Source organism: Sphingomonas sp. UYEF23 (genome assembly GCF_040546165.1).
Taxonomy (GTDB): Bacteria; Pseudomonadota; Alphaproteobacteria; order Sphingomonadales; family Sphingomonadaceae; genus Sphingomonas; species Sphingomonas glacialis.
Genome location: NZ_JBEPNG010000004.1, coordinates 81,735 through 94,202, shown reverse-complemented (window position 1 = coordinate 94,202; position 12,468 = coordinate 81,735). Strand labels below are relative to the sequence as shown.

Here is a 12,468-nt window from a genome sequence, read left to right as displayed (position 1 = left end):
GCGGAGACGCGGAGACGCGGAGAAGAAAGGGCGTAGCGCTACGCGGTTATTCGTGGCGGAGCGCGTCGATAGGGTTGAGTGCTGCCGCGCGGCGCGCGGGGAAATAGCCGAAGACGACGCCGATCACCGCCGAGATGCCGAACGCGATCAGGTTGATCTGCGGCACGAACAGGAAGTCGACCTTCATCACCGGCGCAAGGCCGAGGATTGCGAGTTGCGCGACGACGAGCCCGATCAACCCGCCGAGCATCGACAGCGCGATCGCCTCGACGAGGAACTGCATCAACACCTCGTTCGCGACCGCGCCGATCGCGAGGCGGATGCCGATCTCGCGCGTGCGCTCGGTCACCGAGACGAGCATGATGTTCATGATCCCGATCCCGCCGACGATCAGGCTGATCGCCGCCACCGCGGTGACAATCCCGGTCAGCAAGGTGGTCGATTGCGTCAGCGTCGCTGAGATCTGGGCTGTATCGAAGATGTTGAAATCGTCGTCCTTGCCGCCAGTGATGTTGCGGCGTTCGCGCAACAGATCCTCGATCGAGGATTGCACCGCCGCGCTCGAATAGGCCTGGTCGACGCCGACGAGCATCAGCTTGAGGTCGGTCGTGCCGGTGAAGCGGCGCTGCACCGTCTTCAGCGGCATGATGATGACATCGTCCTGATCGCCGCCGAAGCCCGCCTGCCCGCGCTTCGACAGCAACCCGATCACGTCGCACGAAATCCCCGCGATGCGCAGCCGCGTGCCGAGCGGCGAGGCGCCGCGATAGAGATTGTCGTTGACGGTATTGCCGATGATGCAGATCGATTTGCCTGCGGCTTCCTCCGCCGGGGTGAAAATGCGCCCCTCGGCGAGCGGCCACGGCTGGACCTGGAAATAGGCGTTGGTCGTGCCGTTGACAGTGGTCGACCAATTCGCGCCCTCGTAGATCGCGGTGCCGGTGGTGCCGGCCTGCGCCGCGACTGCGGTGACGCCGGCGATCTGATCGCGGATCGCGGCGGGGTCGTCGGCCTTGAAGTCTGGCGGACGCGGTCCGCCGCCGCCGCGACCGAAGCCTTGGCCGGGGCGAATCTGGAGGATGTTGGTGCCGAGCGCGGCGATCGATTTCTGCACCGCCGCGGTCGTCGCCTGGCCGAGCGTCACCATCGTCACGACCGCTGCGACACCGATGATGATGCCGAGCGTGGTGAGGAACGAACGCAGCTTGTGGCGCGCGATCGAACGCAGCGCGAGGAGGAGGGTCGTGCCGAACATTATGACTTCCCTCCCGCTTGCGGGGGGGGCGTGCCGGTGGGGCGGTCGCTTGAGGCACTGCCCTCCCCTAGCCCCTCCCGCAAGCGGGAGGGGGATTCGTCGGGAGTCTCCCCCGGCCGATGCTGCGCCTCGACGCGCTCCACCAGCCCGTCCTTGAAATGGACGATAGTATGCGCGAACGCCGCCATGTCGGGTTCGTGCGTCACCATGATCACCGTGATCCCGCTGTCGCGATTGAGCCCCGACAGCAGCTCCATGATCTCGATCGACCGCTCCGAATCGAGGTTGCCGGTCGGCTCGTCCGCCAGCAGCACCGACGGCGAGGTGACGATCGCGCGCGCGATCGCGACGCGCTGCTGCTGCCCGCCCGACAGCTCGGCCGGCGTATGGTCCCACCAGTCGGCGAGCCCGACCTTGTCGAGCGCTGCCATCGCCAAAGCGCGCCGCTCCTTCTTCGCATCGCCGCGATACAGCAAGGGCAGCTCGACATTCTCGAGCGCGGTCGTGCGCGCGAGCAAATTGAACCCCTGGAACACGAAGCCGAGATATTTGCGCCGCAGCAACGCGCGCTGGTCGCGGTCGAGCGTCTCGACATGGACGCCCTTGAACACGAACGTCCCGCCGCTCGGCACGTCGAGACAGCCGAGGATGTTCATCGTCGTCGACTTGCCCGAGCCGGACGCCCCCATCACCGCGACGAAATCGCCCTGCGCGATGTCGAGGTCGATGCCCTTGAGCGCCTGGAACGCGGTCGCGCCCTCGCCGTACGTCTTGATGACCTGACGCAGCGCGATGATCGGTGCGCCCGCGGCCGGCACATATTGGCCGGCGACGTGGACGGCGGGGGCGTTACTGGCCACCGGCCTGCCCGCCCGACCGCTTGCGCTTGCCCGCCCCCGATGCGCTCGCGCCTGCCGCGAGCTGCCCGGTGATGACCTTATCGCCGGGCTTGAGATTGCCGCCAATCACTTCGGTCATCGCGCCGTTGCTCTCACCCGTGGTGATCTGCACCGGCTGCGGCGTGCCCCGCGCATCGGCGATATAGACCGTCTGCGATCCGCCGCGCTTGACCGTCTCGCCCTTGCCCGTACCCGCGCCGCCACGCCGTGGACGGCCGGGGATCAGCGCGCCGGCGATGCCCTTATTGGCGCTCGCGCCCGTGTCGGTCGGCTTGAAGCGCAACGCGGCATTGGGGACGAGCAGCACGTTGGTCTTGGCGGTCGTGGTGATGTCGGCAGTCGCGGTCATGCCGGGGCGCAACTGGAGATTGGCGTTACCGACGCTCAACGTCGCGCTGTACGACACGACTTGCCCGGTCGTGGTCGTCGTCGTGGTCGTCGTGCTCGCTTGCGCCGACAGGTTCGATCCGAGGTCGACGCGCGTGATCGCCGCGGGGAAGGTCTTGCCCGGGAAGGCGTCGACCGTGAACACCGCGCTCTGCCCTTCCTTGACCGATCCGACATCGGCTTCGTCGATCGCGACCTGGAGCTTCATCCGGCTGAGATCCTCGGCGATGACGAACAGCGTCGGCGTGCTGAACGAGGCGGCGACGGTCTGCCCCGGTTCGATCTGTCGCGCGAGCACGACGCCGTTGACGGGCGACCGGATCACCGTTTTCACGAGCTGCGTCGCGTTCGACGACAGCGTCGCGCGTGCCGAGGCGACATTGGCTTGCGCCGCCCGCACATTGGCGATCGCGCGGTTCCGGTCGGCGACCGCCTGGTCCATCTCGGTCTTGGCGGGGACGCGCCCGCCCGACAGGCGGCTGACCTCCCGGAAGCGCGCAAGCGTCGCATTCGACTGCGACAGCGTCGCCTGATTCTGCGCGACCGTCGCGACCGCGGCATCGAGCGCGGCCTGGCTTTGGTTGACCGTATCCTGGAAACGCGACGGATCGACCAATGCGAGCGGCTGCCCCTTGGTCACGCGGTCGTTGACGTCGACGACGACCTTGGTGACGAGCCCCGACAATTCCGAACCGACATTGACTTGGTTGGTCGGCGCGAGCTTGCCCGTTGCCGAGACGCTGACCGCCAATGCGCCGCGCGCGACGGTGTCGGTCGCATATTCGGGCTTGGCAGTGCCCCCGAAGCAGCTCTTGAGCAGGATCAGCAGCAACAGGACGCCGACGCCGACCGCAGCCCATTTCGCCCAGCGGCGCCAGGCGGGAACCGACTTGGCGCCGAGAAATTCGTTCAGATCGGTGCGCGCGGGATCGGCCATCTATCGTACCTGTGCGGGAGAGAGCGGGAGGGCGGTCGGATCGGCGGCACTGTCCCAGCCGCCGCCGAGCGCGAGATAGAGCTGGACGAGCGCCGTCGCCTGGTCGGACTGCGCCTGGCTCAGGCCATTGCGCGCGGTCAGCAAGCTCGCCTCCGACGTGTTGAGCGTGGTGAAATCGGTCAGCCCCGCGCGGTATTGCGTGCGCGACAGAATCGCGCTGTTGTTCGCGGCATCGAGCGCGATCGCGAACTGTGCTGCACGACGCTTGGCACTATCGAGCGCGACGACCGCGTTTTCGACATCCTCGAGCCCACTCAGCACGGTCGATCTGTACGCTGCGAACGAACCCTCGGCCGCCGCCTCGCTCGCGCGGACTTGCGAGCGCAGCCGCCCGCCGTTGAAGATCGCCTGCGTCAGCCCGGCGAACACCTGGCCCGCGATGCTCTGGAACAGGTCGCCGAGATGCGATGCATCGGTCGAGACGCTGCCGCTGATCGCCAGCGCCGGATAGAGCGCCGCCTTCGATATGCCGATCTGCGCCGTCGCAGCGGCAAGCGCGCGCTCCGCGGCGCGGACATCGGGGCGCTGGCGCAGCGTGTCGATCGGGATGCCGACCGCGACCGATGCCGGCCCCGTCGGGATCGGCCGCGCCGCCGCCAGCTCGGCCTTGAGCGCGCCGGGGGCCTGGCCGGTCAGCACGCCCAATCGCGACACCGCAGCGTTGTAATTCTGCTCGATCGTCGGGATCGTCGCCGCGGTAGAGGCGCGCTGCGAACGCGCCTGCTCGGCATCGAGCGAGGAGACGAGCCCCGCCTGGACGCGGAAGCCCGCGATCTGGAGGTTGTCGTCCTGCAACCGCAGCGAATCCCGCGCATTGGCGAGCTGCGCTTGATACAGCCGCGCGAGCATGTAGTTGCGCGCGGTCTCGGCCTGGGTCGACAGCACGACGGTCGCATAGTCGTAGCCCGACGCCTGATATTGCGCGCGGCTCGCCTCGACCGTGCGGCGCACTTCGCCGAACAGCCCGACCTGATATTGCACGTCGAGCCCGAGCGACAGCGTGTCGCCCGATCCGCGTCCGGTGATGACCGTCGCGCCGCCGGGCAAGGTCGTCGTGCCGCCGCGGATACTTTGCGAGCGCGTGTAGCCGCCCGATCCGCTGAGCGTCGGCAGCAATTGCGCGCGCGACTGGACCAGCGCTTCGCGCGCCTGGCGCAGCCGCGCGACGGCTTGGGCGATGTCGAGATTGTTGCTGCGCGCGCGCTCGATGATGCTCGCGAGCAGCGGATCGTTGAACTGCGTCCACCACGCGGTGAGATCGGCGGCAGGGCGGCCGTCGCTCGGCACCGAATACACATCGGGCACGCCGAGCGTCGCGGGCGTGGCGGGGTGGTAATTGGGGCCAACCGTACACGCCGCCAGCGGTACGGTGACGGCGAGCAGCAGGGAAAGGCGGTGACGCATGGTGTTCGTGTGGACTAGCACACCGTGCGAGGTCCACCGATTTATTGTCGCAACCTGTCGCGGTTCCGTCCTGACGCGATACGAAATGTCGGTATCGCGGATCGCGTCAGTGCGAGACGCCGCCCGCGGCTATTCCATCTCGAGGATCACCGCATCGACCGCGAGGCTGTCGCCGGGCGCAGCGTTGACCGATTTGACCGTGCCCGCCTTCTCGGCGCGCAGGATGTTCTCCATCTTCATGGCTTCCACCACCGCGAGCGGCTGCCCCGCCTCGACCTTGTCGCCCGCGCCGACATCGAGCCGCATCAGCAGGCCGGGCATCGGGCACAGCAGGAACTTCGACAGATCGGGTGGGATCTTGGTGATCATGTGCTGCGCGTAGGGCGCGACATGCGCTGGGAGCACGCGCGCGACGTGACTCGCGCCGCGCGTGGTGAGCTTGAAGCCGGTGCGGGTGCGCGAAATCTTGACGGTGAGCGGCGCATCGTCGAGCTCGGCGTCAACATAGCGGTCGCCCGGCGTATATTCGAGTGCGATGTCGAGATCGGCATCGTCGACGGTGATCCCGTCGGTCGAGATCGACACCAGATGATCCGCCTCGCCGATCCGCACCGACCATTCCGACGGCGGGCGCAGCCGCTTGCCGAGCTGCCCGTCGATGCGGCGTGCGCGGTCGGCCTCGGCGGTCGCGGCGAAGGCGGCAATCGCGGCGAGCGCTTCGATCAACTCGGCATTGGCGGGGGCACCGTGGAAGCCGTCGGGATATTCCTCGGCGATGAAGCCGGTCGTGATGTTGCCCGAGCGGAAGCGCGGGTGCTGCATCAGGGCCGAAAGGAAATCGATGTTGTTGCCGGGGCCTTCGATCTCGAACGCGTCGAGCGCGGCGATCTGCTCGTCGATCGCTTCCTCGCGGGTCGGCGCCCAGGTAATCAGCTTGGCGATCATAGGGTCGTAGAACATGCTGACCTCGCCGCCCTCGCGGACTCCGTCATCGACGCGGGTATAGGCTTCTTCTTGCCCCCCTCCCGCTTGCGGGAGGGGCGTGCCGGAGAGATCCGCGCTCGCGGCACGCCCCTCCCCTAGCCCCTCCCGCAAGCGGGAGGGGGAAAGGTAGGGCGTCTCGCTGCTTTCGGGCGGATTGTACCGCACCAGCCGACCAATGCTCGGCAGGAACCCGCGATACGGGTCCTCGGCATAGACGCGGTTCTCGATCGCCCAGCCGTTGAGCTGGACGTCGTCCTGCGTGAACCCGAGCGGTTCCCCCGCAGCCACGCGGATCATCAGCTCGACGAGATCGAGCCCGGTCACGGCCTCGGTCACCGGATGCTCGACCTGCAGCCGGGTGTTCATCTCGAGGAAGTAGAAGCCTTCGCCGGTGGTGTCGGCGCCCGACACGATCAACTCGACCGTCCCCGCCGAGAAATAGCCCACCGCGCGTGCGAGGGCTACCGCCTGCTCGCCCATGGCCTTGCGCATCTTCGGCGTGACGAACGGCGACGGCGCTTCCTCCACGACCTTCTGGTGGCGGCGCTGGATCGAGCATTCGCGCTCGCCGAGATAGACGATGTTGCCGTGCTGGTCGCCCATCACCTGGATCTCGATGTGACGCGGGCTTTCGATGAACTTCTCGATGAACACGCGGTCGTCGCCGAACGACGCGAGCCCCTCGCGCTTGGTCGCCTCGAAGCCTTCGCGCACGTCCTGCTCGGAGTATGCGAGCCGCATCCCCTTGCCGCCGCCGCCGGCCGAGGCCTTCATCATCACCGGGTAACCGATGCCCGAGGCGATCTCGACCGCATGATCGGTGCTGTCGATCTCGCCAAGAAAGCCCGGCACGACGTTGACGCCCGCCGCCTTGGCGAGCTTCTTCGATTCGATCTTGTCGCCCATCGCGGCGATCGCTTTCGGGGGCGGGCCGACAAACGCGATCCCGGCATCGGCGCAGGCGCGCGCGAAGCTCTCGCGCTCGGACAGGAAGCCGTAGCCTGGGTGGATACAGTCGGCGCCGGTTTCCTTGGCGGCGAGCAGGATCAAGTCGGCGAGCAGATAGCTCTCGCCCGCGGGGGGCGGCCCGAGCCGGACGGCTTCGTCGGCCATCAGCACGTGCGGGGAGCGCGCATCGGCGTCGGAATAGACCGCGACGGTGGCGATCCCCATCTTCTTGGCGGTGCGCATCACGCGGCAGGCGATTTCACCGCGATTGGCGACGAGGATCTTCTTGAACACGCTAACTTCTCCCCTCCCGCTTGCGGGAAGGACCAGAGGAAGGCCCGTCCGCAAGAGGTGAAACCTGGAGGGAGGATGGCCCCTCCCCCTAACCCCTCCCGTAACCGGGAAGGGAACTCGTCATCACTGGTACCAGATCATCGATTTCAGTTGCGCCGTCCGCGCTCGCGTCAGGTCGGTTCGGCACGCCGCCATCGTCATGCCTTGCGCCGATCCGCCGGCATATTGCCCGCCCTCGATGACGCACTGCGCATCGCGATACTTGAGCCACGCACGCTGGCTCTCGAGCAAGGCGCCCGCATAACCGAACCCGCCGCCGCGCGACGTATCCTGCGCATCGCGGCCCTTCATATAGGCATAGGTCCGCTTCCACTGCGCGGTCATCGCCGCGTCAGCCTGCGCGTAGCTTGCGCCGCCGGAGCGGTTCATCGCCGCCTTGGTCTGGACCGGGGCGGCGGCGGTGAGGAGCAGCGCGATCAGCAGCACGTCTTTTCCTTCCGCATCGGTTCCTCGCCGACCATCGGGACGAGCCCGAGCTTCGCCAGCAGTGCGGCGTCCTTATCGTCGCCGGCATTGCCCGTGGTGAGCAGCTTGTCGCCGGTGAAAATCGAGTTCGCGCCCGCCATGAAGCAGAGCGCCTGCGTCGCCTCGGACATGCTCTCGCGCCCGGCCGACAGCCGCACCATGCTCAGCGGCATCGTGATCCGCGCGACCGCGACCGTCCGCACGAACTCGATGTCGTCGATCGCGGCGAGCGGCGTGTCGGCGAGCATGTTGCCGAGCACGGTACCCTTGACCGGCACCAGCGCATTGACCGGCACGCTCTCGGGATGCCGCGGCAGCGTAGCGAGCGCATGGACGAAACCGACGCGATCGGCGCGCGTCTCGCCCATCCCGACGATCCCGCCGCAGCAGACATTGATGCCCGCCTCACGCACGTTCTCGAGCGTGTCGAGCCGGTCCTGGAAGGTCCGCGTCGTGATGACCTCGGCGTATTTTTCCGGCGAGGTGTCGATGTTGTGGTTGTAGTAATCGAGCCCCGCCGCGGCGAGCTGCTCGGCCTGGGCGGGCGTGAGCATGCCGAGCGTCATGCAGGTCTCCATCCCCATCTGGCGGACGCCCTGCACCATCTCGATGATCGCGGGCATGTCCTTGTCCTTGGGGTTGCGCCAGGCGGCGCCCATGCAGAAGCGCTGGCTCCCCGCATCGCGCGCCTGCGCAGCGGATTGCAGGACGGCGCGGACGTCCATCAGCTTCCTCGCCTTGAGCTCGGTCTCGGCCGAGGCGGACTGGTTGCAATAGCCGCAATCCTCGGGGCAGCCGCCGGTCTTGATCGACAAGAGCGTGCACAGCTGCACCTGCCCCGCAGCGTGGTGTGCGCGGTGCGTGGTCTGGGCGCGGAACATCAGTTCGTCGAACGGGAGATCAAACAAAGCGGCGATCTCGGCGCGGGTCCAGTCGGTTCGCACTTCGTCACCCCGGACCTGTTCCGCCTCAGCTTGCAAGGTCGGCGCGTGGGGCGCGGTGGACCCCGGAACAAGTCCGGGGTGACGGAGCGTATCTACAGTCATTTCACATCTTCCTCGACCGGCGGCATGTTATGCCCCAGCAACCGCAACACTTCGCCCGCAGCCTCGACCAGATTGGTCCCGGGCCCGAAAATCCCCTGCACGCCGGCGTCGCGCAACACCTGATAATCCTGCGCCGGGATCACCCCGCCCGCGATCACCTTGATGTCGCCGCGCCCGGCCTCGCGCAGATGCCCGATCAGCTCTGGGATCAGCGTCTTGTGCCCCGCCGCGAGCGACGACGCGCCGACCACGTCGACATCGCTCTCGATCGCGAGCTTGGCCGCTTCGGACGGCGTCTGGAACAACGGCCCCGGCACCACGTCGAACCCAAGGTCGCCAAACGCCGAGGACACGAGGTTGGCGCCGCGGTCATGCCCGTCCTGCCCCATCTTGGCGACGAGCATGCGCGGACGGCGGCCGTTGCGCGTCTCGAGCGAGACGACGCCTTCCTTGAGCCCCTGCCATGCCGCGTCGAATTCGTGCGCGCCGCCGTAAATGCCCGACACCGGGGTGGGGACTGTGTCGTAGCGGCCGAAGATATCCTCCATGGCGGAGGAAATCTCGCCGAGCGTCGCGCGCTGGCGGGCGCATTCGACCGCGAGCGCGAGCACATTGGTCGTGCCGCGCGCGCCTTCGCGCAACGCGTCGAGCGCCGCCGTGTATTTCGCCTCGTCGCGCCCAGCCTTCGACCGCGCGATCCGCGCGATCTGCGATTCGCGCACCGCCACGTTGTCGACGTCGAGAATGTCGATCGGGTCCTGCTCAGCGAGCTTGTACTTGTTGACGCCGACGATGACGTCCTCGCCCTTGTCGACGCGCGCCGCGCGGCCGGCCGAGGCTTCCTCGATCATCGCCTTGGGCCAGCCCGCCGCAACCGCCTGCGCCATACCGCCCTCGGCCTCGACGCGCTGGATGATCTCCCACGCCTTGTCGACCAGCTCCTCGGTGAGCGCCTCGATATAATAGCTGCCGCCGAGCGGATCGACGACCTTGGTCATCCCCGTCTCTTCCTGCAGCACGATCTGCGTATTGCGCGCGATCCGCGCCGAGAAATCGGTCGGCAGCGCGATCGCCTCGTCGAGCGCGTTGGTGTGGAGCGACTGCGTGCCCCCCAGCATCGCCGCCATCGCCTCGACCGTCGTGCGGATGACGTTGTTGTACGGATCCTGCTCGGTCAGCGACACGCCCGACGTCTGGCAATGCGTGCGCAGCATCTTGGAGCGCTCGTCCTTGGCGCCAAGATCGGTCATCACGCGGTGCCACAGTTTCCGCGCCGCGCGCAGCTTGGCGACCTCCATGAAGAAGTTCATGCCGATCGCGAAGAAGAAGCTCAGCCGGCCCGCAAACGCATCGAGGTCGAGCCCCGACGCCATCGCAGCCTTGGCGTACTCGCGCCCGTCGGCGATCGTGAACGCCAGTTCCTGCAGCTGCGTCGCCCCGGCTTCCTGCATGTGATAGCCGGAAATCGAGATCGAGTTGAACTTGGGCATATGCGCCGAGGTGTAGGCGATGATGTCCGAGATGATCCGCATGCTCGGCTCGGGCGGGTAGATGTAGGTGTTGCGGACCATGAACTCCTTGAGGATGTCGTTCTGGATGGTCCCGTCGAGAAGCGCCTGAGGCACCCCCTGCTCCTCGCCCGCGACGATGAAGAAGGCGAGGATCGGGATCACCGCGCCGTTCATCGTCATCGAGACCGACATCTTGTCGAGCGGAATGCCGTCGAACAGGATCTTCATGTCGTCGATCGTGTCGATCGCCACGCCCGCCTTGCCGACATCGCCGGTCACGCGCGGATGGTCCGAGTCATACCCGCGATGCGTCGCCAGATCGAACGCGACCGACAGCCCCTTCTGCCCCGCCGCCAGGTTGCGGCGGTAGAAGGCGTTCGACGCCTCGGCGGTCGAGAAGCCCGCATATTGCCGGATCGTCCACGGCCGCCCCGCATACATCGACGCGCGCACCCCGCGCGTGAACGGCGCGAAGCCGGGGAGGCCGGGGTCGATCCCCTCGACATCGGCCGCGGTATAGAGCGGCTTGACCCCAATTCCCTCGGGCGTCTGCCAGGTCAGGTCGCGACCTTTGACTTCCTTGGCAGCAGCCGCTTGCCAGTCGCTCAGCGTTGGTTTGTCGGTCATAATGGGATGTTGTCGTGCTTTTTCCACGGGTTTTCGAGCGCCTTGCCGCGCAGCTTGCGCAAGCCCAGCGCGATGCGGCGGCGCGTCGAGTGCGGCTGGATCACCTCGTCGATGAACCCCTTGCTCGCCGCGACGAACGGGTTGGCGAAGCGCGCCTCGTACTGCGCGGTCTGCTCGGCGATCTCCTCGGGCGAGCGGCCGCGGAAGATGATCTCGACCGCACCCTTCGCGCCCATCACCGCGATCTCGGCGGTCGGCCAAGCGTAATTGAGGTCGCCGCGCAAATGCTTCGACGCCATCACGTCATACGCGCCGCCGTAAGCTTTCCGCGTGATCACCGTGATCTTCGGCACGGTCGCCTCGGCATAGGCGAACAGCAGCTTGGCGCCGTGCTTGATGATGCCGTTCAATTCCTGAGCGGTGCCCGGCAGGAAGCCCGGCACATCGACGAAGGTGACGATCGGGATCTCGAACGCGTCGCAGAAGCGCACGAAGCGCGCCGCCTTTTTCGACGAATTGATGTCGAGGCAGCCGGCGAGCACCATCGGCTGGTTCGCGACGAAGCCGACGGTGCGCCCCTCGATCCGCCCGAACCCGATGATGATATTGCCGGCATGCGTCGGCTGGACCTCGAAGAAATCGCCCTCGTCCACCGTCTTCCGGATCAGCTCGTGCATGTCGTACGGCTGGTTCGCGCTCGCCGGCACCAACTGGTCGAGGCTGTGCTCGATCCGGTCCCACGGATCGGACGACGGCCGTTCGGGCGATGCTTCCCGGTTCGAGGCGGGAAGGAAATCCACGAAGTCGCGGGCCGCGAGCAGCGCCTCGATATCGTTCTCGAAGGCCACGTCGGCGACCCCCGACTTCGTGGTATGCGTCACCGCTCCACCCAGTTCCTCCTGCGTGACGATCTCGTTGGTAACGGTCTTCACTACATCTGGGCCGGTGACGAACATGTAGGAACTATCCTTCACCATGAAGATGAAGTCGGTCATCGCCGGGGAATAGACGGCACCCCCGGCGCATGGCCCCATGATGAGAGAGATTTGCGGCACAACGCCGCTCGCCAGAACGTTGCGCTGGAACACCTCGGCATAGCCGCCGAGCGAGGCGACGCCCTCCTGGATGCGCGCGCCGCCGCTGTCGTTGAGCCCGATCACCGGCGCGCCGACCTTGAGCGCCATGTCCATGATCTTGCAGATCTTCTGCGCGTGGCGCTCGCTGAGCGAACCGCCGAACACGGTGAAATCTTGGCTGAACACGAACACCAGCCGGCCGTTGATCGTGCCCGAACCCGTGACCACGCCGTCGCCGGGGATGATCTGGTCCTGCATTCCGAAATCGACGCAATTGTGCTCGACATACATGTCGAGCTCCTCGAACGAGCCCTCGTCGAGCAGGACAGTGAGCCGCTCGCGCGCGGTCAGCTTGCCCTTGGCGTGTTGCGCGGCGATGCGTTTTTCACCGCCACCCATGCGGGCGGCTTCGCGCTTGCGGTCCAGTTCGGCGAGGGTCGAAGACATGCGCACTCCCTTAGGTCGCGCTCGTCTTGCCGCTCTGCGCGCACTATGCAAATGTGGTTTTGCAAATA

Annotated in this window: 9 protein-coding genes; all 9 read right to left on the bottom strand. The window is 66.9% G+C overall.

Features of this window, described 5'->3' with window-relative positions; all coding sequences use genetic code 11:
* Window positions 1–46: 46 nt before the first annotated feature.
* Complete coding sequence (locus tag ABIB28_RS09300) at window positions 47–1,255, bottom strand: ABC transporter permease (protein WP_133186434.1); 1,209 nt, start codon at window positions 1,253–1,255, stop codon at window positions 47–49.
* Window positions 1,255–2,115 carry an ABC transporter ATP-binding protein gene (locus ABIB28_RS09295; protein ID WP_354287929.1) on the bottom strand — a complete coding sequence of 287 codons (861 nt, stop codon included), beginning with the start codon at window positions 2,113–2,115 and terminating at the stop codon, window positions 1,255–1,257. The genes ABIB28_RS09300 and ABIB28_RS09295 overlap by 1 nt, the downstream gene beginning before the upstream one ends.
* Window positions 2,105–3,478: an efflux RND transporter periplasmic adaptor subunit gene (locus tag ABIB28_RS09290; RefSeq protein ID WP_354287928.1), complete on the bottom strand. Its 1,374-nt coding sequence runs from the start codon at window positions 3,476–3,478 to the stop codon at window positions 2,105–2,107. The genes ABIB28_RS09295 and ABIB28_RS09290 overlap by 11 nt, the downstream gene beginning before the upstream one ends.
* On the bottom strand, window positions 3,479–4,942 hold the full coding sequence (locus tag ABIB28_RS09285; RefSeq protein ID WP_354287927.1) for an efflux transporter outer membrane subunit: 1,464 nt from the start codon (window positions 4,940–4,942) through the stop codon (window positions 3,479–3,481).
* A gap of 129 nt (window positions 4,943–5,071) precedes the next feature.
* Window positions 5,072–7,117 carry an ATP-binding protein gene (locus ABIB28_RS09280; protein ID WP_502958233.1) on the bottom strand — a complete coding sequence of 682 codons (2,046 nt, stop codon included), beginning with the start codon at window positions 7,115–7,117 and terminating at the stop codon, window positions 5,072–5,074.
* Between the two features lie 174 nt (window positions 7,118–7,291).
* Window positions 7,292–7,654: a lysozyme inhibitor LprI family protein gene (locus ABIB28_RS09275; protein ID WP_354287925.1), complete on the bottom strand. Its 363-nt coding sequence runs from the start codon at window positions 7,652–7,654 to the stop codon at window positions 7,292–7,294.
* On the bottom strand, window positions 7,645–8,739 hold the full coding sequence (gene bioB / locus ABIB28_RS09270; RefSeq protein WP_502958230.1) for a biotin synthase BioB: 1,095 nt from the start codon (window positions 8,737–8,739) through the stop codon (window positions 7,645–7,647). The genes ABIB28_RS09275 and bioB overlap by 10 nt, the downstream gene beginning before the upstream one ends.
* Window positions 8,736–10,877 carry a methylmalonyl-CoA mutase gene (gene scpA, locus ABIB28_RS09265; protein WP_354287923.1) on the bottom strand — a complete coding sequence of 714 codons (2,142 nt, stop codon included), beginning with the start codon at window positions 10,875–10,877 and terminating at the stop codon, window positions 8,736–8,738. The genes bioB and scpA overlap by 4 nt, the downstream gene beginning before the upstream one ends.
* Entirely contained in the window at window positions 10,874–12,400 is a 1,527-nt protein-coding gene (locus ABIB28_RS09260) for an acyl-CoA carboxylase subunit beta (protein WP_322162535.1), read from the bottom strand. The genes scpA and ABIB28_RS09260 overlap by 4 nt, the downstream gene beginning before the upstream one ends.
* Between the last annotated feature and the right edge of the window lie 68 nt (window positions 12,401–12,468).